Source organism: Pseudomonas sp. GL-B-26 (assembly GCF_019947405.1).
GTDB lineage: Bacteria > Pseudomonadota > Gammaproteobacteria > Pseudomonadales > Pseudomonadaceae > Aquipseudomonas.
The window spans coordinates 155,136-175,321 of sequence record NZ_JAGYGJ010000004.1 but is presented as its reverse complement, the minus strand read 5'-3'; the positions used below and the strand labels follow the sequence as shown (position 1 = coordinate 175,321).

The window sequence follows — 20,186 nt, the reverse complement described above, 5'->3', positions numbered from 1 at the left end:
CTGGGCACTAACGAGTAGGAGCCCGAGTCTAGGAAGCTTTCCTGCGAACAATAATGATTGTTATCAAGTTTTCAGCGATTAAGGCATTCGATTTCAGTCCTTGATCCGTATCAAGGGCGTTCTTGCGCAGGCGATGTAGGTTGGAGGCTCATCCTAGAGGCGAACAGGGGAGCGACATGGCCAAGAATTTTCCCATCAGCCCCAAGCACCCCGAGCGCATTTGCTGGGGCTGCGACAGATACTGTCCAGCCAATTCCCTGGCGTGTGGCAATGGCTCCGACAGGACAATGCATCCAGCCGAAATGATCGGAGACGATTGGTATCTGCATGGCGACTGGGGCATTGAACCGTTGATCTCAGTCGAAGACGTGACGGACGATCCCGGCCTGAAGGGCTGAGCAACCCTGTAGAAACATGGAAACCACCTGACGGAATTTTTTTTGAAATCAAGGGGTTGCCAGCCTTGGGAAATCAGTACATAATTCACGCCATCGAAAGCACTGATCGCTGAAAAAGCTCAATGTTTTCAAGGAGTTAGATCGCGAATCTTACTCCAAGTTTGTACGCGTTTGGTGTTGTGCTACATGACATCAGATGTTTGAGGCCGAGTAGCAAAATGGTTATGCAGTGGATTGCAAATCCACCTACGCCGGTTCGATTCCGACCTCGGCCTCCACTCTTAAAAACCCCGTAGATCAACGATCTACGGGGTTTTTTATTGTCCTCAGGAAACTGAGGTGTTCCGCAATTTTTTGATGGTGTTCCGCAACTGCATACGGAACAGACGCATTTTTCGCCATAATCAAGGTCTGAAAAATGAAAAAGTAGGCGGGCGGGTGGGGGCAGGTGGAGAGCGTAGAGACGCAGATCAATGTACCTAGGCCTCCCGAGCGGTTTTTGTCTTTTGTGAAAATTGCCTCTCAGGCCCTGCTCTGCGTGCAGATCATGCTCGTGTGCGCATCAGGCACTACTGTATATTCGTGTTGGGAGCCATTTTGAACCACGTATTAGACGTATTCGGGCAGGCCTCTCAGTTTGACGGTGACTCTAGGGATCAATAAGTCTCAGTGACCGTATGAATGGGTGCTATAAGAGACCAAAATGTGCCGCTAATGCGAAAAGTAGTTATAAAGTAACTGAATTTATTGACGAAACTGAACAGCTTCATGATGGGGAACAAATGGAAGGCTTTGCAGAATACAATGTTAAACTTGAGCAAATCTTTCACTTGTGGAAACACGACTCCAATTCTGCTTATGCCAACCACAGCAATGTTACAGCCGCCAAAGTACGAGAACTTATTGATATAGCAACACTACGAGAGTCGGGAGTTTTCTTCACTAGTGATGCTTTAGCAAAAAAAGCAATTGATAATTTCAACGTACCTATCGATGAAAATTCTTTCGTCGTGGATCCTACGTGCGGGTCTGGAAGTTTGCTGGTTGCCGCGTCAAGAAATTTGCCTATTATGAGCTCCGCTAGTCAAACTCTTAAAAAATGGGGATCGCAACTCTGTGGTATCGACATATTTCCTCAGTTCGTATATTGCACAAAACTCAGGCTCGTTTTGGAAAGTTTGGTCCGTGGAGCAAAGCCAGATAAAAGTTTAGCTGATCTATTGGCGTTGTTGGTGAATGTTCATGTGGGTAATTGTCTGGAGGAAAAAGAAATAATTTCCAAGGCTACTCATTTAGCATTGAATCCGCCCTACAATAACTCAAAAGTTATAGCTAAATATGATTGGGCAAGTGGGAAAATAAACAACGCGGCTATATACTACTATGAACTCTCACTAGCGTTGAATGACGGATGTTCTGTCGCGGCGATTTTGCCTGATGTGCTCAGAAGTGGCAGTAGATTTGAGGCGTGGCGGGGGAATGTCGCGAGAAATATAAATAATACCAAAGTGTCAGTTGAGGGTAGATTTGATAAACAAACAGACATTGATATATTTTTGCTTAGCGGACTGATCGGTAAGGATTCGCAAAGTGAGATTTATTGGCAATTGCCCGAAGTAAGAGAAAGTGCGGGTGAACTAAAAGTTTGCGATTTATTTAATGTGGCGGTTGGTGCAGTCGTACCCTACAGGGATCCTCAAGAAGGAAAGCTGTACGCCTATATTCATCCAAAAATTTTGCCCCGATGGGGTGAGATTAGTAAGATTCCTGAGAGTAGAAAATTTCTTGGAAGGGTTTTTCAACCGCCTTTTATTGCAATAAGAAGAACTTCTGGCCCGAGAGATCGGTATAGGGCAGTGCCAACACTCATATTGGGGAAAAGGCTGGTCGCTGTTGAGAATCATCTTATCGTTCTCACCCCCAAAAACGACGATATAGAGAATTGTCGGAAGCTAATAAGGCTTTTCAGCGAAGACTATGTAAATGATTATTTAAATAATAGAATCCGCTGCAGGCATTTAACTGTATCAGCCATATCAGAGATACCATGGAGGATCGTATGAGAGAATTGCTGGATGAACTGCCGTTTGAGATTGCCGCTCGCTTACCAATACAGCTGGGGCGTCAGAGTATCTCAAGCTCTATGGTTGCGATTTCAGAGTTAATTAAGAACTCATACGATGCTGATTCAAAAAACGTTATTCTGACTTTCACAAGAACTGAAGACGGTCTCAGATCTTTGATAATAGATGACGATGGCGAAGGCATGTCATATGACGATATTAAGGAAAACTGGCTGATCATAGGTACTAGTCATAAGACACAGCAAGATATATCAGGAAGCTTGCGTGTTTTTACTGGTGCGAAGGGATTGGGACGACTCGGCGCAGATAGACTGTGTAAAACATTAATCCTTCAGACAAAACAAGAACTTGATGAGAGTGCGCTCGAGCTAAAAATAGAGTGGGAGGTTTACGAGAATGCAGATAAGCCTCTGTCTCAGATAAAGCACAAAATATATAAAACCACTAGCCCTATAGAAGATGGTTATGGGGTTTTCCCTAGTTGTGAAAAAAATAGTGGTACTAGAATAATACTTCAAGGTCTGAAAGATGATTGGAATTTAGATTTTTTAGCGGATCTAAAGAAGGAACTTTCATTATTAATTTCGCCATTTGACAATGTAGATGATTTTTCGATCTCTATCGTTTCCGGCTTCCCTGAAATTGATGGGAAGGTCTCCAGTATTTCAGCTGTAGAGTATGCAAGATGGGTCGTTGATGCAGAGTTTGATGGCGATATCGTCAATGCTAGCTTTAAATATGGAGCAGATGGTAGGGAGTTTAAAATCGAATCAGAGCAATGGCGGAATTGGATTAAAGATCGCCCCGTTAATCCAATATCGGGTCCCTTGAAGTTAAAAATGTATTTCATTCCTTGGGATGCGCCTGGCCTAAAAAATATTGATTTTACCAAAAGAAATTGGCGGGAATTTATGAACGCCAACCAAGGAATTCGAATTTATCGAGACAGATTTAGAGTTCGGCCCTACGGGGAGCCCACTGGAAAAGGTGATTGGCTCGACTTGGGTATACGCCGTGCAAGAAGCCCTGGTGGGGTAAAGCAGGGAGGTTGGAAAGTTGGCCCGCATCAGGTTATTGGTGCCGTGTTTATCGGTCGTCAAGCCAACCCACTTTTAGAGGATCAGACCAACAGGGAAGGTATTGTTGAGTCAGAAGCATTTTTCGATATGCGTGCTTTTTGCGTGAAAATTATTGAAAAATTTGAGATGTACGCACATCTAGTCGCTCGTGAGGAGGATGAAGGCTCAGACACTGAGGAGAAAAAGACTTTAGCGAAAAAAGCTATTGCTGATACGACGAAAGTAGTGGAAGCGCTTAAAGACAGACTTTCTCGACCTGAGCCCATCATCGGTACTGAATCTTCAGAGCCTGAAACTTTACTCAACAGAATTGTTGAAGTTGAGTCACGGCTAGCGGAGGCTGCTGCTCGATCAAATGAACTAGAAATACATCTAGAGAAAAAGGCCGAAGAACTGGAGCAAGAGAAAGATACATTGGCGAATCTAGCCTCTTTGGGAATTCTCACGGTTTGTTTCGGCCATGAGGCAAAAGAATTTACAAATCTCTCGCTAGTAAACGCCAAGAACCTTAAGGACAGTTTTGAACAAGGCACGTTTATGCTGACTCCCCCATATGACGAGGAGTTTTCCAGTTGTTTGAATACTATAATTTCCAGTACGGGATTTGTAAGGAATTTTGCCTCGTTCGCTCTTGGTAACATAAAGCCTGATAAAAGGAAGCGCAAAGCTATTCATGTTGGAGATGTTGCTTCCGGAGTATTTAAAGCTCTGAGCGCTTCGCTGGAAAGGCAAAATATTGAATCTCACGTAAAATGTGAAACCAAACGGAAAATTGTAGCATTCGAGATAGACTTAGAAAGTATTTTTGTGAATCTAATTTCTAACTCTATTTGGGCTCTAAAGAAAACACCCATAGGGCAGAGGGTTATCTCGATAGAGATAACCGAGGTGTCTGATTTTACTATCATCAGTTTCGCTGATAGCGGATTCGGTTTAGAGTCCGGCACGGAAGAACAGATTTTTCAGCCAATGTATAGCACTCGCTTGGACAGAAAAGGATCGGTTGAGGGCACAGGGATGGGATTAGCGATAGTTAAGAGCTTTGTAGAGAATCATGCAGGTGGAAGTATAAAAGCATTATCTAATGGAAGGCTAGGTGGCGCCGAGTTTTTACTTGAGATTCCTGCTACGGCCAACGCCAGGAGTTAATCTGATGGAAAAGAATATCGTTCTTTATATTGATGAGGAACAAGGTGCCCTTGACTCTTACGGTCGAGTACTGCGGAAAAAACTGCCGGCGGGTATAGAGGTTGTTTGCTCCTTTCCCGAACCAACCTTACCTCTGATGCTTAAATTTATCTGCGGAATGCGCGCAAGAATCGCATCTATCGTGGTCGATGAACATCTTGAAGTCGCAGGTACAGCTGACTATGTTGGAAGTCAATTAGCTGAAGCTTATAGGCAGCTTGATAATAAAATTCCTATTTATATTCTCAGTAACCACCCTGAAGAAATCGATGAGAACCTACAAAGTGTTGAGTATGTCCTAAGCAAGGATGATTTCGCTGATGGCGGCGCAGCTTTGGACAGTGCTACAAGGCGTATGGCTCGCCATATGGATGCCTACGGCGAAATTTTAAATGAGAGGGAGCAACGCTTCACGGATCTGCTCAGGAAATATGTCACATCTGAAATTTCAGAACTTGAATCTAAAGAGCTTGATGAGTTGAAGTTTTGGCGAGAGGTTCCAGCCGCCATTGAAGAGTCAACAATGACCGCAGAATTAAAGAAAAAACTGGACGATCAAGAGCTCGTTCTAAAAAAAATAGAACTATTATTAGCTGGTAAAATCTAACATGTTCTACCCAATGCTTACTAGGCGTGATCCGTATACTAAAAAAGGAAACGGAAGTTACTATGGGTATAGCTATTATTATAATGAAGTAAAAACAGACTGTCAGGATCGCTGCGTTTATTGTGATGCGTTGCTTTCTGAACATGGGCATGAAGGGTTTCATATTGATCATTTCCGGCCGTTTGCGCATTTTTCTGAATTGAAAAACGACCCCAATAACTTGGTGTTTTCATGTTCGAAGTGCAATATTTTCAAGTCAAAGAACTGGCCAACTAAAACCTATTTCCATGCTCATGCTTCTCATGATGGTGTTGCTGGATTTATTGACCCTTTTCAAGAACAGCTTTCTAACTATTTTGAAGTTGATTCGTCGGGAGAGCTAATAACCAAGGGGTTGGTTGCAAAGTACATGCTTGAGCTTTTGCATCTTAATAGGGAGTCAAGAATACAGCTTAGGCGTAAAAGGAATATTCTGAGCAAAGCTTTGCAGCTAAATGCAGTTGTTGATCAGGACCTTGAACATTTAGTTCGTTACATGCAAAACAAAGATTTTGATAAAGAAACTGCCTGTGCAATGGCCGTTTCTCTTCGCGAAGTCAAAAACTTATTAACAGAAGCATTAAATATTTTGCACAAGCCGGAGTCTCAATAGTCATTTTGTAGGGGATACGATTTCGCCAACTCGGCGATAAACTTTTTTCGTCATCTCCTGCGTAGAATGACCAAGCAGCCGGCTGGCATGACCAATGTCGTCGATTTCGCTGGCGGCTTTTGGCCGGATATCACGGAATTGGAACTGGCGGATTGCGGTGGCAAGCGTTGCATCGCCTTCGGCAATGGCCTTCGTGGCTGCTTTCTCCCGGGCTTCATCCCAGCGGTTTCTCAACATGGCGTAACTCATTCGCAGGCCTGCCTGGTTGGTGATCAGGCTTGAGCTTCTGATGCCAGCCATGGCTTTTCGCTCAAGCAGGGTGTCGAGAAAGGTGCTGAGGTTTGATATTACTGTCCCGTCGTGTAGGCGGATGCGCAGGCGTTTTTCTGTCTTGCCCTGGCCTATCATCAGGAATCCGTTGTTGAGGTCGGCAGTCGATGCTTTAAGCACGTCAGCAGGGCGCTGGCCGGTCAGGTAGGCCAGGTCCATTGCGTCTTTCAGCTCGGGCGGTGCCTCTGCGTACACTGCATCCCAAACGATTTGGCCTGCGTAAAAGTCGCGGGGTGTCTCTTTGTTCCTGCGCAGTCGGGCACAGGGGTTGGCTTTTTCGGTCAGTCCCCATTCGCGGGCGAAGGTGAATATGGTGGAGAGCAAGGCGATCTCGCGGTTGGCACGTACCTTTGCTGTCCTGGCGTCACGATATTGGGCAATCACTTGTGGGGTGACTGCGTCGACGGGGGCTGACTCGAAGGCGTTGCGTAGCTGTTTGAGGCCTTTGAGGTAGTCCTTTTGGGTGCCGGGCTTCAATCCTGGAATGACCTTCTCTTCGTAGTCGTCGAATAGCCTGCCCATTAGGTGGGCAGGCTTGGGTGTGGCTTTGCGATCCAGGCGCGCCCATTCGACTTTGGCCTCATCGAGGTCGCCGCCGAGTGGAATTTCGACCCGTTTCCCTTCGGCGTCCCGACCGTTGTAGTAGTAGCCCACCCAGGTACTGCCGTTCTTTCTTTTGCGGCTACGGCGGATCATCCGTGGCGGCAGATCCCGGTTTGCGGCTTTCTTCTGGCGCATCGTTAACCTACACGTGAGAGATCAAGGGACCAGGTTTCAGCTACAGCATTGGTTGCTGATGGTTTCACCCCGGCTAGCTTCAGGCGGGCGTACATACGGCCTACAACGGGGCGTTGTGCGGCTGTGAGCACGTGTTCCCAAGCGTTGCGTTGCAGCCACTGACGTTGGCAGGATGGAATCTTGTAGCCCGTAATGGTGGCCAGCTCATCTTCTGTCAGCGTCTCGCTCGGTTGCTGGAACGTGTTTTCCCTGGTCATGTTGCCTCCTGTGCGCTGGCACCATTGTGTATCTGCTTACACCTCAAAACAGGCTGCGCGGGCGGGCGATTCTGAGCGATTAGCGTTGCATCTGATGTGGCTGCCTCGCGCAGCTTTTCGTGGGGTACAGATGCCTCGGCTGTGGCGCCGAGAGGGGTAGTAATGCCTACTGCTGCGCAGCAGAGACTGTTTGTTTTACGCGCGTCGACGCAGGCATCGCTGCAGAGTAAAGCGCTCAAGTTCTGAGTATGCGGGTTTAGCCTCATGGCGCTTTCCTCTGGTGCTGGAGTGCTAAGCTGGTCTTTTTGAAGCCGTGAACGAGTTTTCATGCGACCTCCTTGTCAGCTAGTGGAGAGCAATTCGAATGCTCTCGCAGCCACGACTGGAACCTGTCCGTTGCCAAGGGCTTTAAGTCGGTCCACCCGATAGGCCATCCCATCAGCCACTCGACCCATTCCGGGTTCAGATGACCACCATCCAATGCCATCACGGCGTGATCGAGGCGATCGTTCGATCGGTCTGCCCCCGATTTGCGAGTCAGCGCGGCAGGGGAGGATCCTTTTGACATGCTCGCTACGGGAGTTGGCCATTTTCTGGCTGGTGTCTTCTGCAATGAGCCAGATCCGGTCTCGCTGGTGTGGGGCTCCGAAGTCAGCCGCTCCCATAACACCCCACCAAGCGTCATACCCCATTTTGGCAATGTCACCGAGAACCAAGGCAAGTCCTCTTCCCACAAGCAATGGTGAGTTCTCCAGCTCAAGGTAACGTGGTCGTATCTCATCGGTAATTCTTGCCATTTCCCGCCATAGGCCGGAGCGAGAACCCGCGAGACCCAGCCCGTTCCCGGCAGCCGAGATGTCCTGGCAAGGGAATCCTCCCGAAACCACGTCAATAAGGCCTCTCCATGGTCGACCGTCAAAACTGCACACGTCAGACCAAATAGGGAAAGCCGGGAGCAATCCATCGGTTTGTCGTTGCGCCAAAATTTGTGCGGCGTAGGCATCACGCTCAACGGCACAGACGGTGCGCCATCCCAGCAGTTTGCCGCCGAGTAATCCGCCACCAGCGCCTGCGAAAAGAGCCAGCTCATTCACGCGACCTCCAAAGCGATGTGCTTCACATCGGTGTGCCCAGATTCGTTTGATGATTCCAGCAGAGCAGCGAGGGCAAGTGCTTGGTCGTGCAGAGAGCGGGTTTCGCGTTCGAGTTTTTTGCCGGTGCGGAATGCGCTGAACGTCTCAGCCGCGATTCGCAGTTTTTCTGCGATTTCCAGTAGGGTCTGGCGCGCTGGTTCCCCCAGTTTCGAGGCAGCCAGCGCGCGCTCGTAGTGTGAGTACATTTGCTTGTGATTGACCTGGGCCTGGTCAAGCGAAAGCTGCAGGCTGCGGATCGTCTCCGAGTTATCCGACTGTTGAATAGCCTTGCCTTCGTCGATGCCTTCGATGCAGCCATCGATCAGACCTCCGCGATAGCCTGCCCAATAGGTGAGGCCAAAAAGTACGATCAGAACGATCAATGCGCAGATTTGTATTGCGGTCATGTGGTGTGCTCCTGGTGGTTTCGCTTGGCTGGTGGTGGCAGCCGATTGTTGGTTGTTTATTCGTTTTCAGGATCGGGAGGCATTTCACGCCTCCGGCTTGTCGTTTGACGGTCGCGGCATGTTTTCATCTGCCTTGTAGGCTCGGATGTCGATCAAGGCGGCAACGTGCCTGATATGGGCATACCTCAATGCCTTCACGCTTTCGTCGATGGTTGTCACCGGGAGTTGAATCCGCCCGCTGTTGATCGCCTCCGTGAAGGTCTTTTCGTTGAGGTTCTTGAAGTAGTGCACGCGCAGCTTTTCGAGAGGGATAAGCACGTCGCCGAAGAGGTGGTGCAGCATCTCGACGGTGGAGCTATCCGGCGCGGGAAGAAGTCGTAGGGGTGTTTGGTTGGCGTTATTCATGCTGCTGCTCGGCCTCCTTGCGTTTAAGTCGTGATGGGTGATTCCAGGCATTCAGGCAGTGGCGCTTGGTCAGTTCCCGCAGATGCTCAGGCACTTCAAGGAGCGCTGCATTGCGCTCCTCGCGTGTGTGCATGGCGACGATCTGGCGGGCATACTCCCTAGGCCACGTCACGGTTATCTACCGGGATTTCTGGTAGGTTCAGCCCCAGTTGATCGGCGAGCCAGCGAATACCGACTTGTTTTATCCGTGTTGATTGGCTGTATTGCATGCCGAGCTTCTCGTGATACCAGTGACCGTTTTTTACTCCCAGGTAATCGCGATCCCGATTCGGATAGGTGGGTAGGTTCTGCTCATTGAGCAGCGCCTTTTCCCGCATGAGGCTGATCAGCTTGGGTCGGGTGATTCCTAGGTGTTTGGCGGCTTGTGCGAGGGTGCGATCCATGGATCCTCCTTAAGCGGCATGCGCGGCGGGAGTCGCCACGGCAGCTAGGTGGTTGATGGATTCGGCAACCTTTTCGTAGATTTCTACATCGGTACCGCACACGGTGAAGCACTTAGTACGCGGGCGTTTCACGCCGATGCTCATGATGGTGGTGACGCCGGGGCGTGTTTGGGTTCGATGGATCGCGACATGAATCGGCAGTTCAAAACCCATGTCGAGGCTCACTACACCGCCGGATCGCACCAACTCGAAGACCCGCTGCTTATGCTCGAAATCGAACCGGGCATATTGGCGGCTTGCGTGCGGAATGCTTTGCAGATCGGCTATATCGGTAGTGTCGAGCGGACCGTTGACGATCTCTTCAATGAAGTCCGCCAGCTTGAGGTGCATCTTCTTTTCATTCGGCAGAGTGAGCGTGTGCCGCTCGCTGCCCGGCTCGATAACAAAGAGGGTGTCCGACGCGCTCCGTTCAACCTTTAGGCGGAACGCCAGGGATTCGCGCTTTGGGGGCGATCTGAGTACGTGGTTGAAGGTGCCGCTCAGATTGACCTGGGCGTTGAGCAGTTGCAGGGTGCGGTTGTCGAGTTTGAACTTGCTCATGCTGCCCGGCCTCCGTCATTCGGATCGAACGGAGTTGGTGCGGTAAGGGCTTGCGGCTTGGATTTGCTAGGGATGAAGGTGCAGCCGCAATTGCGTGCAATGCGGCGAACTTCGAGGATGCGGAAGGGTTCATCAGCAGTCGGATGGACATGCAGGGTGGCTGTGGTGTGCATGGTATTGCCTCGCTCTGTGGTGGAAGAGTGAGGCGAATATCAACCATCGGTTAAATCAAGTCAACAACTGATAGGTGAATTTAGTTGTCGTTCTGTCCGGCCTAAGGGACAGGAAAGGCTCATTCAGGGGTGAAGGTGCCGATGACTTTCCCGCAAATCTGCATTTCTTCAGTGAGTTCCATGATCGGATATTGCGGGTTTATAGGCTTCAGGTAGTGCTTTCCAGCGTCTTGCACCAAGACTTTGAAGGTCGCCTCGTTGGTGCTAGGTAATGTTGCTATGACCCGGTCACCATTGTTTACAGCAAGCTCCGGGTCGACAAAGATTACCGAGCCTGCAGGATAACTTCTGCCAGGGCCGTTGTTGGTCATGGAGTCACCAACGACGCGTAATGCATACCCGGATTTGCTGATATTGACCGGGCAGGGGAGCCAAAGCTCTGCGTCGAAGGACTCGACGCTGGCGCCCATTTCGCACCACGAACCGGCTTGAACCCAAGAAATCAGCGGGACCTTACCCATTTTAGAATCGATGGTCCGCACACTGTCCACATTACTGGGCACACTTCTAGGAGGCGCTTCATCGGGGAAAACAGGCATTACTCCATGCTCAAGCCACTCTCTGCGTACACCCAACCAATCAGATAATGCAGTGAGGCTATCGACCTCTGGCATAGCTGCAGCATTTAGCCATTTGCTAACTGCCTGGGGCGTCTTGATGACCCCTTTGGTCTTCAGTTTTTTGAGCACGTCAGCGCCTCGCCCATGCTTGCGGACGTTGTTAGCGTCTAGGGCGGCGTGGAGCCTCTCGGCAAACATGTGACGCAAGTTTTCTTTATCAATCATGAGTTGATGATCACATAGAAGTTGCTAATCCGTCAGTTGACCTTTACTATCAACCAACAGTTGAATAGAGGGCCGAAAATTGAACCCGTCAGACTTTCCAAATGCTATCGCGTTCGCTTTTGAAGCCGTGGGGGGCATTGGTGCTGCCGCCAAGGTGTGCAACCGGAGCTACCAGGCACTGAACAAATGGCGCCTTGCAGCCAGCCTGCCGCGAACCGATTACACCGGTGAAACCCAATACGCCACGCTTTTGGCGATTGCAGCGAAGCAAAAGGGCAACGCATTTGATGCCGCTTGGTTGCTCCATGCGTCGACCCCGCAAAAAGCTGCTGCATAGAAAGAAAAAAGGCGACCCAAGGGTCGCCCAGTTCCTCCCGGCACACACCACCACAGTGCTGTCGGGTCGCGCTGAAGGTAAAGCGGGCACACCACATGCGAACCACTGAACTTCAACGCGTTTCCAAGGCATGGATGCCTTGGTGTTGCTGCCTTTTCCACCACAGATTGGGCAGCTGTTGCGCCAGAGGTGAACGACGGATCGTTCGCCTCGGCACGGTGCCGGTGTTGGTCTTTAAGGACCTCGCCGGCTTTTGGGCACTTCAAGCCACACGACAAATGTATCACCACTACATGTCGTGAGGCACTGGCAACTTTCAAGGATTAATGCCATGAGCCGAATCGCTCTGAGTTGTGTAGAACGGGCGCAGCGGGAAGTCCTGCCGCTCGATCTAGCGCTTTACCATGCTGCTCGGGACTATCCCGGCGGCGCCGCTGCAATTGCCGCTACCACCGGTAGAAACGCCACCACGCTGCAGCACAAGCTGTCTCCAACCCACCCCAGCCACACGGTGAACATTCAGGAGTTTGGCGAGATCCTGGAGCTGACCAAGGACCGCCGCATTCTGGATGCGGTGCATGCGCTGGTCGGGGATACGACTTGGCAGGAGTTGGCCGAGGCGTACACCAACGACATGCCTGAGACCTTGACCACCGGCATTGCTGAGTATTTTCGGCAGGTCGCTGATTTGGCTGAGACATGGGCCAAGAGCATCGGCGACGGTGTGGTGACGGACCACGAACTGGCAGCGATTCGCCTGCAGGTGTTTCGCGGCATTCAAGGGTTGCTGGGGATGTTCAACCGCGCCACCTATGTCAATCAGACGACGCGGGGTGTTGATCGTGGCTGACATTGCTGATTTTGCTAACGACCTGGTGCAGGAGCGTCTAGATCAGGCGCTGGCTGCACGGAACGCCGCCAAGCCTGCCTTGGCGGCGCATTCATTTCTGTTCTGTGAAGGCTGCGACGGTCCTATTCCAGAGCCGCGTCGATTGGCTCTGCCGGGTTGCACCCAGTGCGTTATCTGTCAGTCCGTCGATGAAGCGCGGGAGGTCCGGCATGCTCGATGAGGTATTGAATCAATTTGCAGACTACGGGCTTGAGCCAGAACAGCCGCTGATCTTTGGCAAGCTCACCAGGTGCAAGACCGCCCAGGACAAGGGCAAGGAGAAAAACGGCTGGTACGTCGTCCACGAGCATCGCACTGAGAAGAACGAAACGCTGATCTTCGGTAGCTTCGGTGACTGGCGCTCGGGCGAGTCGCAAAAGATCAAGGTGAAGGCCGGGCGCATGAGTCCCGAAGAGCGCGAAGTCATGCGTGCCCGGCAGGAAGACGCCAAGCGTAAGGCCGCAGAGGTAGCGGCCAACGCGGCACGGCGAGCAGCCAACCGTGCAGCCGGCTTGTTCAAGCGCATGCCGGAAAAGGGCAAGAGCGCCTACCTGGATCGAAAGCAGATCGTTGGGTTCAAGGTTCGTTATGCGCCACGTACCGGCGCATTTTTGGTGCCTATGTGCAACGTGCGGGATCAGATCGTCGGCCTACAGGTGATCTTCCCGGCAAAGCAAGAAGACACCGGTCGCGACAAAGCCTACTGGCCCTACGGCATGTCGAAAGAGGGCGCTTTCCATTTGATCGGTCCGTACCCCGAGCCTGGGGAGCCAGTACTCGTGTGCGAGGGCTACGCCACAGGCGCCAGTCTGCACATGGCGACCTCTCTGACGGTCGCAATTGCCTTCGATGCGGGCAACTTGCTACCTGTCTCCAAGGCCATGCGGGAGCGTTACCCCGGTTGCCCGCTGATCCTCTGTCGGGATGATGACTGGAAGACGAAGCGTCCGAATGGCGATCCGTGGAACCCAGGTGAGGAAAAAGCCAACAATGCTGCGTTGATCGTCGGTGGCCAGGTAGTCGCGCCAGTCTTCTCGGGCGAGCGCGAAATCAAGTGGACTGACTTCAACGATCTGCACATTGCTGAAGGTTTGGAGGCTGTCCGCCGCCAGGTGTTGGCGGTGGTCAAACCTCCTGCAGCTGGTGGTTGGAAGGATCAACTTGCTCGCACCGAAAACGGCTCTTTGATTGCGCACATGCAAAACGTCGAGCTGATCTTGGGCAATGACGAGCGCTGGGCAGGTGTCATTGGTTACAGCGTGTTCAGCTCCAAGATCGTCAAACTGCGGTCGGCGCCCTTTGGCGGCGGTGCTGGCGACTGGGCCGACATCGATGACATGCGGGTGATGAAGTGGCTCGCGCAGCAATACAACCTGCGAGTCAAAGCGTCCCATGTGATCGAGGCGGTCAGCGTGGTTGCCCACGATCATTCTTTTCACCCGGTGCGTGAGTATCTGGAAAAGCTCGAATGGGATCGTGTGCCTCGGCTGGAAACCTGGTTGACGGACGTGCTTGGGGTCCAGGCCAACGAATACTCGGCCAAAGTCGGCAAGCGCTGGCCGATCTCGGCGGTGGCTCGGGTGATGCGTCCTGGCTGCAAGGCGGATTCGGTGATGATCCTTGAAGGCGGGCAGGGTGAAGGTAAGTCCACGGCCATGGGCATTCTCGGTGGCGAGTGGTTCATGGATACCCCTTTTGCCCTAGGCGACAAGGACAGCTTCCAGGCGATTCGCGGCAAGTGGATCGTCGAACTGGGGGAGCTGGACAGCTTCAACAAGGCTGAAAGCACCAAGGCCAAGCAGTTCTTCTCTGCATCTACTGATACCTACCGCGAAAGCTACGGCCGCAGAACGAACGACGTACCACGCCAGTGTGTGTTCGTGGGCACCACCAACCAAGAGGAATACCTCAAGGACGCCACTGGTAACCGGCGTTACTGGCCAGTGTTCTGCAACAAGGTTGACCTGGAAACGCTGCGTGAGATTCGCGACCAGCTGTGGGCTGAAGCGGTGTTCTGCTTCGAGGCCGGCGATATCTGGTGGGTGACGAAGGACGAGTCTTGGATGTTCGCCGAGGCACAGGACGAGCGCTTTGTTGTGGACGAGTGGGAAGGGCCGATCCTGAGTTGGTTGGAGGAGTCGCAGATCGGTGAAACCGCCACCGGCAACGAGATTCTGACCCAAGCCCTCAAGTTGGACTATGGCCATTGGGGCAAGCCGGAGCAGATGCGGGTCGGGGCGATCATGCATCGTCTGGGCTGGCGGAAGAAGCGCATGCCGGCGTTGGCAAAGAGCGGCATCCGGCAATGGGCCTATCAGAAGCCCGCGACCTGGGGGCGTGTGTCGGCGTTGCAGGCGCCACTGGTAGAGGAGCCGTGCTTTGATTAAGCGAATTGATGAGATGCTCAAGCTCTGGGCGCAGGATCTGCATTCGCCGATGACTGTGACCTACGGCGGATCGACTGGCGGCAACATGATCGCCATGTTGATGGAGTGCAAGGGCGAGCTGATACGTGGGACTCGAGGCAGTCGGGTGCTGTTGGATGAGTCGGCGGATATCGAGCTGATTGTTCACAAGCACTTGCCGCCCCGGCTTGCCTTGGTTGTGTTGGAGCACTATTGCAACCAGGAAAGCTTCCTTTCGCAGAAGCTACTGCACTGTGCATGCAGCTCTCGAACCTACTACATGCGGTTGCACGAAGCTCATGAGTTCATTCAGGGCATGCTGATGGGGAAGGCTGCATGAACCCTGGCATCACTCCGCGTGCCGCTGTCCTACTTTCCGGCCTTGTCCGACTGCCATTTGATGCAGTCGGACAGGTGCAGGCCGCGTCGTTGCTGGTCTGTCCTACTGTCCAACCTCTGCCCGCCCCATGCACACGTAAGCATAGCGGGCACGTAGTCGCGCTCATGGCGCGCACGCGTGATTTTGGCTTTCTTTCTATACACAAGAAAAGAGTAAATAAAGTAGGACAGTAGGGCAGAGCCCCGAATTTAGGCGCCTGTAGCTGTCCTACTTCGACCCTGCATAGTGGGACAGGTAGGACAGGGCACCAGAAACGATAGCCGATTGAATGCGTTGTACCCCTGTTGTACCTGCGTCACACCCACGTTGCACCCGTATTGCTCCATGGCATTAAAACTAGCTTGCTGCCAGTAAAATCCACCTGTAAAAAGTACCCATCTTCGATAGGTGCGACCGCATAGAGCGGCAGGCACCACACACCAAACCCGGCCATTGCGCCGGGTTTTTGCGTTTATGGAGTAGGGCGATGACGAACGAGCAACAAGCACTGGCAGAGATGCCAATCTGGTTAGTGATCGTCCTGGCCTTGGTCGGTGGCGTGTCTGGAGAGATGTGGCGAGCAGACAAGGACGGGGCGCGAGGCTGGGCATTGTTGCGCAGGCTGGTACTTCGATCCGGTGCCTGCATTGTCTGCGGGGTGTCGGCGATGATGCTGATGATTGCTGCCGGCATGTCGCTCTGGACGGCAGGCGCCTTGGGATGCCTGACGGCGATGGCCGGTGCGGATGTTGCCATCGGGTTGTACGAACGCTGGGTCGCCAAGCGGTTGGGCGTTTCCGAGTCGGCATCGACCGACCACACCTAGAAGCGGGGCCGTCCAGGGGGCCGATTTTCCGGGTCTTCCGCGAGGGCCGCCCTTACACGGGTTACGGAACTCCTGGTTTCTCCCACATGAGGTTTGTATGCTGATGTCTGTCTTTTAGCTCGCGATAAAAAACCTACGACTCATGAAGGTTTAAGTGGGATGGCGATCATATTCAGTTCACTCACTTGGCGTATGGAGAAGCAATATGGCAACGGGATCGATTGTTGGGCTGAACGAAATCCCTTTTTTTGATCTGTCCGAAGCGACGGGAAGATTTTTCAGCTCTGCCATGTTCTATGACGCAGGTGATTGGCGGATGTGGATGTCCATTGGCGAAGGTAAGTTTATCGAAACTAAGGCTTGGCCTGCTGAAGGGTTTTATTATGGCCGCCACGCAGAGCTAAAGACTGACTTGCATTTGCATTTTTTGGATTTTATTGCGCAGAGAGCTAGTTATTTAGAAATCCAAAAACCTCTGATGGGGCTCCGGGATGATTTTTTCAACTTGTCGGCGAGCCTTGCAAAAATTTCCCATATTCATGCGACTAAAGCTTCCTTGGGATCTGGCGATGGTCGTATGGTGATAACTGAGATTGAGTACCTTTTTTCTGTATGTCGAAGCATGATGGATCTGCTACAGGAGATTGCGGCGAAACTCTGGGAGATGATTGAGCTGCTTGAAACTTTCGTGTCTCCTAAGAAAAAACTGCGAAAATCATTTGGTGACATGATTTGGTATGAAGGCCGTCGAACGACCATGCATGACTTGCAGTATAGATTTGGGTTGCCGCCGATATGGGCTGATTTCTATTTGCAACATATGGACTTTTTTTTACTGGTAAAGAGTTTTCGAGATAACATCATTCACAACGGTTCTCAAGTGCAGACAATATTCTCATCGGATGATGGATACCTAGTTAATAGTTCATTGAAGCCTTTCGATGAGATGGATATTTGGACGGAAAGTGAGAAGAATGAAAATATTCTGGTTCCACTTATGCCCGCTCTTGGTATGGTCGTGTACAGAACAATTTTGATGTGTGAAGAGTTTACCGTCATGTTGGAAAAGTGCATTCGATTCCCAAAGCCACTGGTTCCCGATATGAAGCTGTATATGAGAGGGTTCTTTGATGAGCATTTCGCCCAAGTGATAGGAGATGCTGAAGAGCGCTTTTGCTTGAAAAGGGAAGCGAAAGGTTTCAAATAATTGTTGTTACTAGGGCGCGGAAATTGGCTGGGGACCCTAGGGATATCTGAAGGACACGGGGTCGGAAACCCGCGGGAAAGCGTTAGCCGCAGTGCCCCCAGCTTACTGAAATTCAATCCATTGAAATTGAAAGGTTTCCATTGAAAAGCCGTTGAAAAGGAGGGCTTCATGACAGAACCAATCTACCTGTCAAAGAGCGCATTCGCGGCTCGCATCGGCAGGACGCCGAGTTACATCACCTGGTTGAAAGACAACAACCGCCTAGTGCTGTCGCCGAATGGTAAACAGGTCGATGTTCTGGCGACCGAAGCCCTGATCCTCGAAACCGCCGACCCGAGCAAGGTCGCCGTCGCGGCTCGCCACCAGCAGGACCGGATTCAGCGTGACGTTTACAGTCAACTGTCCCCTCTGGTCGAGCCGACTTCCACGGCTGCGCCGCCGCAGCTGACTGGAGGCGAGGGCAAGCTGCCGGACTTCCAGAAAGCCCGCGCACTTCGTGAGCACAACATGGCGAAGTTGACCGAGATCGAATTGCATAAGGCTCAGGGTTCGCTTGTCGCCAAGGTGGCGGTAGAGACCGGCGCCTACAACGCAGGCCGCTTGCTGCGCGATCAACTGTTCGGACCTTTGCCTCAGTTGTCCCATGACCTTGCGGCCATGACGGACCCCTGGCTAATCGAAAAGCACCTGACTGCAACATTCCGTCGAACGCTGGAGGAGGCCGAGCGCCTGTCTTCGGCGGATCTTGAACACGCCATGACCCCGAGTTGAACCCATGCACACGGAATTTCCTGATGGTGCAAAGGTTTACCGTGAGGCGTATTTCCGTGGGCTACGACCCGATCCTGATCTGTGGATCGACGAGTGGGCCGACGAGTACATGCGTATCCCGCGAGACACCGGCGCACCAGAGCCCGGCCAGTACCGCACCTCGCGTACCCCATACGCGCGGGAGCCCATGCGTTGTCTTTCACCAGCTCACCCCTGTAGGCGCGTGGTCACCATGGTGGCCTCGCAGTTGATGAAAACCCAGATCGCCTTGAACTGGATGGGTGGCCTGATTCACATGGCGCCATCCAACATCTTGGCACTGTTGCCCAGCCTGAGTCTGTCGAAACGAGTCTCGGGCCGGATCAGCAAGACCATCAAGGCCACTCCGGTGCTGCGCGAGCGAGTCGCCGCCAGCCGCTCGCGAGACACTCGCAACACCATGGACACCAAGGAGTTTGAGGGCGGTTCGCTGTACGTCACCACCGCCGGCTCTGCGGCCAACCTGTCGGAGCTTTCGGCGCGGTACATCTATGGTGATGAGGTAGATCGCTGGGAAAACGACGTAGGCCAAGAGGGCGATCCCATCGGCCTGGCGGAAACCCGAGCGACCAACTTTGGCCGCAACGCCAAGATCTACTTCTCCAGCTCGCCGACGATCAAGGGTGCTTCGCGGATCGCGGACTTGTTCGAGTCCAGCGACCAGCGTCACTACTATGTGCCGTGCCCCACCTGCGGTCATATGCAGGTGCTGGAATGGGAGCGGCTGCACTACAGCAAGGACTACAGCACCGTGCATTACGAGTGTGCGGCCCCTGAGTGCGACGTCCTGATCGAGGAACACCACAAGGGCGATATGCTCGCCCGTGGTGAGTGGCGGGCCCATGGTGACGGCGACGGTAAGACGGTTGGTTTTCATCTCAACGGCTTGTATTCGCCGGCCGGCTGGCTGGATTGGGGCACGCTTGCCGAGGAATTTGAAGAAGCCAAAAAGGCCCAGTCCAAGGGCGAGATGGGGTTGATGCAGGTGTTCTACAACACCCGTCTTGCCAAGGTCTGGGACAGCGCTCAAGAGCAAACCAAAGCTGAAGTGCTGATCGCTCGGGCGCGGCTGGAAATCTATACCCTCGGTACGATGCCAGCAGGTGTGTTGATGCTCACTGGCTCCGTCGACGTGCAGGCCAACCGACTGGAGCTGATGGTGATGGGATTCGGCGTTGGTATGGAGCGCTGGGTTGTTGATCACCAAGTGATCTGGGGCAATCCTTCCGATGAGCGAACATGGGCAGTGCTCGATGACAAGCTCAAGGTGCGTTACCGGCATCCTTGTGGTGTCGGGCTGGCGATACTTGCAACGGGTGTCGACTCTGGCGGTCACCACACCGATGAGGTGTACCAGTTCTGCCGTGTTCGCCGCTGGCGCAACATCTTTGCCGTCAAGGGCGCGAGCAAGCCCGGCAAGCCCGTGATCGCTCAGCGGCCATCCATGATGGATGTGACATGGAAAGGCCAAACTGAACGCAACGGAGTCGAGTTGTGGTTTGTCGGTACCGACACCGCGAAGGATTGGATCTACAACCGCTACCCGTTCGAGGACGGCCCCGGAGCGCTGCACTTTGCTAACGATCTGCCGGACGAGTTCTTCGCCCAGTGCGTGGCTGAACGCAAGGTGGCTCGCTACTTTCGGGGCAAAACCACACGCGTTGAATGGGTCAAGGGCAAGGCCGAGCGCAACGAAGCGCTCGACCTGATGGTGTACTGCCTGGCAATGGCGCATTACCTGGGCATCAACCGGTACCAGGAACACGACTGGGATCGGGTGCGGCAGGCGCTGGCTCAGTCCGGTTTGTTTGACGAAGCTCTGGCCATTAAGCCTGTGCAGGGCGAACGTCTAGGCGACAACGAAACACCTGCACCGGTTGCAGCACGGCAGTCGCAACCTTCGCCGCAGCCCGCTGCTCCAGTCGCTCAACCGCGACCCGCTGCCCCCCCTCAACGCCGCAGCACCACCAGCGGTTACCTGAAGAGACGCTGAT

At 52.7% G+C, this 20,186-nt stretch carries 24 protein-coding genes and 1 tRNA gene; 15 read left to right on the top strand and 10 right to left on the bottom strand.

Annotated elements, in window-relative coordinates; translation table 11 throughout:
• The first annotated feature begins 176 nt into the window (after positions 1–176).
• The 6 genes from KGB23_RS04580 (at position 177) to KGB23_RS04555 (ending at position 6,008) form a co-directional block, all read left to right on the top strand.
• On the top strand, positions 177–398 hold the full coding sequence (locus tag KGB23_RS04580; RefSeq protein WP_223430076.1) for a DUF3079 domain-containing protein: 222 nt from the start codon (positions 177–179) through the stop codon (positions 396–398).
• 204 nt (positions 399–602) lie between these two features.
• Positions 603–676, top strand: a tRNA-Cys gene (locus KGB23_RS04575).
• 399 nt (positions 677–1,075) lie between these two features.
• On the top strand, positions 1,076–2,461 hold the full coding sequence (locus KGB23_RS04570; RefSeq protein ID WP_223430075.1) for an N-6 DNA methylase: 1,386 nt from the start codon (positions 1,076–1,078) through the stop codon (positions 2,459–2,461).
• On the top strand, positions 2,458–4,710 hold the full coding sequence (locus KGB23_RS04565) for a sensor histidine kinase (RefSeq protein ID WP_223430074.1): 2,253 nt from the start codon (positions 2,458–2,460) through the stop codon (positions 4,708–4,710). Before KGB23_RS04570 ends, KGB23_RS04565 begins: the two co-directional genes overlap by 4 nt.
• 4 nt (positions 4,711–4,714) lie before the next feature.
• Positions 4,715–5,356, top strand: a complete 642-nt coding sequence (locus KGB23_RS04560) for a hypothetical protein (protein WP_223430073.1) — start codon at positions 4,715–4,717, stop codon at positions 5,354–5,356.
• 1 nt (position 5,357) lies between these two features.
• Complete coding sequence (locus KGB23_RS04555; RefSeq protein ID WP_223430072.1) at positions 5,358–6,008, top strand: HNH endonuclease; 651 nt, start codon at positions 5,358–5,360, stop codon at positions 6,006–6,008.
• Here the strand turns inward: KGB23_RS04555 and KGB23_RS04550 are convergent, their stop codons facing one another.
• From KGB23_RS04550 to KGB23_RS04505, 10 genes are all read right to left on the bottom strand, one after another.
• Positions 6,009–7,076: a tyrosine-type recombinase/integrase gene (locus KGB23_RS04550; RefSeq protein WP_223430071.1), complete on the bottom strand. Its 1,068-nt coding sequence runs from the start codon at positions 7,074–7,076 to the stop codon at positions 6,009–6,011.
• 2 nt (positions 7,077–7,078) lie between these two features.
• A complete protein-coding gene (locus KGB23_RS04545; RefSeq protein ID WP_223430070.1) occupies positions 7,079–7,333 on the bottom strand; it encodes a DUF4224 domain-containing protein in 255 nt (84 codons plus the stop codon).
• Between the two features lie 341 nt (positions 7,334–7,674).
• Positions 7,675–8,427 (bottom strand): DNA cytosine methyltransferase, encoded by a 753-nt coding sequence (locus tag KGB23_RS04540; RefSeq protein ID WP_223430069.1) that lies wholly within the window; start codon positions 8,425–8,427, stop codon positions 7,675–7,677.
• Positions 8,424–8,873 (bottom strand): hypothetical protein, encoded by a 450-nt coding sequence (locus KGB23_RS04535; protein WP_223430068.1) that lies wholly within the window; start codon positions 8,871–8,873, stop codon positions 8,424–8,426. The genes KGB23_RS04540 and KGB23_RS04535 overlap by 4 nt, the downstream gene beginning before the upstream one ends.
• Before the next feature lie 84 nt (positions 8,874–8,957).
• Positions 8,958–9,278 carry a pyocin activator PrtN family protein gene (locus KGB23_RS04530; RefSeq protein ID WP_223430067.1) on the bottom strand — a complete coding sequence of 107 codons (321 nt, stop codon included), beginning with the start codon at positions 9,276–9,278 and terminating at the stop codon, positions 8,958–8,960.
• Positions 9,271–9,411, bottom strand: a complete 141-nt coding sequence (locus tag KGB23_RS04525; RefSeq protein ID WP_223430066.1) for a hypothetical protein — start codon at positions 9,409–9,411, stop codon at positions 9,271–9,273. The genes KGB23_RS04530 and KGB23_RS04525 overlap by 8 nt, the downstream gene beginning before the upstream one ends.
• Before the next feature lie 25 nt (positions 9,412–9,436).
• Positions 9,437–9,721 carry a phage antirepressor KilAC domain-containing protein gene (locus tag KGB23_RS04520; protein ID WP_223430065.1) on the bottom strand — a complete coding sequence of 95 codons (285 nt, stop codon included), beginning with the start codon at positions 9,719–9,721 and terminating at the stop codon, positions 9,437–9,439.
• A gap of 9 nt (positions 9,722–9,730) precedes the next feature.
• Positions 9,731–10,321 (bottom strand): hypothetical protein, encoded by a 591-nt coding sequence (locus KGB23_RS04515; protein ID WP_223430064.1) that lies wholly within the window; start codon positions 10,319–10,321, stop codon positions 9,731–9,733.
• Positions 10,318–10,494, bottom strand: coding sequence for a hypothetical protein (locus tag KGB23_RS04510; RefSeq protein WP_223430063.1), 177 nt, complete (start codon positions 10,492–10,494; stop codon positions 10,318–10,320). The genes KGB23_RS04515 and KGB23_RS04510 overlap by 4 nt, the downstream gene beginning before the upstream one ends.
• Positions 10,495–10,613: 119 nt before the next feature.
• Positions 10,614–11,339, bottom strand: a complete 726-nt coding sequence (locus KGB23_RS04505) for a LexA family protein (RefSeq protein ID WP_223430062.1) — start codon at positions 11,337–11,339, stop codon at positions 10,614–10,616.
• Positions 11,340–11,418: 79 nt separating this feature from the next.
• On the opposite strand from KGB23_RS04505, the gene KGB23_RS04500 reads away from it, so the two are divergent.
• The 9 genes from KGB23_RS04500 to KGB23_RS04460 all read left to right on the top strand — a co-directional run bounded on the left by KGB23_RS04500 (position 11,419) and on the right by KGB23_RS04460 (position 20,185).
• Positions 11,419–11,676: a hypothetical protein gene (locus KGB23_RS04500; protein ID WP_223430061.1), complete on the top strand. Its 258-nt coding sequence runs from the start codon at positions 11,419–11,421 to the stop codon at positions 11,674–11,676.
• A gap of 331 nt (positions 11,677–12,007) precedes the next feature.
• On the top strand, positions 12,008–12,526 hold the full coding sequence (locus tag KGB23_RS04495) for a phage regulatory CII family protein (protein WP_223430060.1): 519 nt from the start codon (positions 12,008–12,010) through the stop codon (positions 12,524–12,526).
• Positions 12,519–12,746, top strand: a complete 228-nt coding sequence (locus KGB23_RS04490) for a TraR/DksA family transcriptional regulator (protein ID WP_223430059.1) — start codon at positions 12,519–12,521, stop codon at positions 12,744–12,746. The genes KGB23_RS04495 and KGB23_RS04490 overlap by 8 nt, the downstream gene beginning before the upstream one ends.
• Positions 12,736–14,952: a VapE domain-containing protein gene (locus KGB23_RS04485; protein WP_223430058.1), complete on the top strand. Its 2,217-nt coding sequence runs from the start codon at positions 12,736–12,738 to the stop codon at positions 14,950–14,952. Before KGB23_RS04490 ends, KGB23_RS04485 begins: the two co-directional genes overlap by 11 nt.
• Positions 14,945–15,310: a hypothetical protein gene (locus KGB23_RS04480; protein WP_069971017.1), complete on the top strand. Its 366-nt coding sequence runs from the start codon at positions 14,945–14,947 to the stop codon at positions 15,308–15,310. The genes KGB23_RS04485 and KGB23_RS04480 overlap by 8 nt, the downstream gene beginning before the upstream one ends.
• A 526-nt stretch (positions 15,311–15,836) precedes the next feature.
• Positions 15,837–16,175 (top strand): phage holin family protein, encoded by a 339-nt coding sequence (locus tag KGB23_RS04475; protein ID WP_223430057.1) that lies wholly within the window; start codon positions 15,837–15,839, stop codon positions 16,173–16,175.
• A 205-nt stretch (positions 16,176–16,380) separates the two neighbouring features.
• Complete coding sequence (locus KGB23_RS04470) at positions 16,381–17,382, top strand: hypothetical protein (RefSeq protein WP_223430056.1); 1,002 nt, start codon at positions 16,381–16,383, stop codon at positions 17,380–17,382.
• Positions 17,383–17,550: 168 nt separating this feature from the next.
• Positions 17,551–18,153 (top strand): terminase small subunit, encoded by a 603-nt coding sequence (locus KGB23_RS04465; RefSeq protein WP_223430055.1) that lies wholly within the window; start codon positions 17,551–17,553, stop codon positions 18,151–18,153.
• Positions 18,154–18,157: 4 nt separating this feature from the next.
• A complete protein-coding gene (locus KGB23_RS04460) occupies positions 18,158–20,185 on the top strand; it encodes a phage terminase large subunit family protein (protein ID WP_223430054.1) in 2,028 nt (675 codons plus the stop codon).
• The last annotated feature ends 1 nt before the right edge of the window (position 20,186 follow it).

Coding starts and splice junctions, on each gene's coding strand:
- KGB23_RS04580 (WP_223430076.1), top strand. CDS start 177: ATGGCCAAGAATTTTCCCATCAGCCCCAAGCACCCCGAGCGCATTTGC.
- KGB23_RS04570 (WP_223430075.1), top strand. CDS start 1,076: ATGAATGGGTGCTATAAGAGACCAAAATGTGCCGCTAATGCGAAAAGT.
- KGB23_RS04565 (WP_223430074.1), top strand. CDS start 2,458: ATGAGAGAATTGCTGGATGAACTGCCGTTTGAGATTGCCGCTCGCTTA.
- KGB23_RS04560 (WP_223430073.1), top strand. CDS start 4,715: ATGGAAAAGAATATCGTTCTTTATATTGATGAGGAACAAGGTGCCCTT.
- KGB23_RS04555 (WP_223430072.1), top strand. CDS start 5,358: ATGTTCTACCCAATGCTTACTAGGCGTGATCCGTATACTAAAAAAGGA.
- KGB23_RS04550 (WP_223430071.1), bottom strand. CDS start 7,076: ATGCGCCAGAAGAAAGCCGCAAACCGGGATCTGCCGCCACGGATGATC.
- KGB23_RS04545 (WP_223430070.1), bottom strand. CDS start 7,333: ATGACCAGGGAAAACACGTTCCAGCAACCGAGCGAGACGCTGACAGAA.
- KGB23_RS04535 (WP_223430068.1), bottom strand. CDS start 8,873: ATGACCGCAATACAAATCTGCGCATTGATCGTTCTGATCGTACTTTTT.
- KGB23_RS04530 (WP_223430067.1), bottom strand. CDS start 9,278: ATGAATAACGCCAACCAAACACCCCTACGACTTCTTCCCGCGCCGGAT.
- KGB23_RS04525 (WP_223430066.1), bottom strand. CDS start 9,411: ATGCACACACGCGAGGAGCGCAATGCAGCGCTCCTTGAAGTGCCTGAG.
- KGB23_RS04520 (WP_223430065.1), bottom strand. CDS start 9,721: ATGGATCGCACCCTCGCACAAGCCGCCAAACACCTAGGAATCACCCGA.
- KGB23_RS04515 (WP_223430064.1), bottom strand. CDS start 10,321: ATGAGCAAGTTCAAACTCGACAACCGCACCCTGCAACTGCTCAACGCC.
- KGB23_RS04510 (WP_223430063.1), bottom strand. CDS start 10,494: ATGCACACCACAGCCACCCTGCATGTCCATCCGACTGCTGATGAACCC.
- KGB23_RS04505 (WP_223430062.1), bottom strand. CDS start 11,339: ATGATTGATAAAGAAAACTTGCGTCACATGTTTGCCGAGAGGCTCCAC.
- KGB23_RS04495 (WP_223430060.1), top strand. CDS start 12,008: ATGAGCCGAATCGCTCTGAGTTGTGTAGAACGGGCGCAGCGGGAAGTC.
- KGB23_RS04485 (WP_223430058.1), top strand. CDS start 12,736: ATGCTCGATGAGGTATTGAATCAATTTGCAGACTACGGGCTTGAGCCA.
- KGB23_RS04475 (WP_223430057.1), top strand. CDS start 15,837: ATGACGAACGAGCAACAAGCACTGGCAGAGATGCCAATCTGGTTAGTG.
- KGB23_RS04470 (WP_223430056.1), top strand. CDS start 16,381: ATGGCAACGGGATCGATTGTTGGGCTGAACGAAATCCCTTTTTTTGAT.
- KGB23_RS04465 (WP_223430055.1), top strand. CDS start 17,551: ATGACAGAACCAATCTACCTGTCAAAGAGCGCATTCGCGGCTCGCATC.
- KGB23_RS04460 (WP_223430054.1), top strand. CDS start 18,158: ATGCACACGGAATTTCCTGATGGTGCAAAGGTTTACCGTGAGGCGTAT.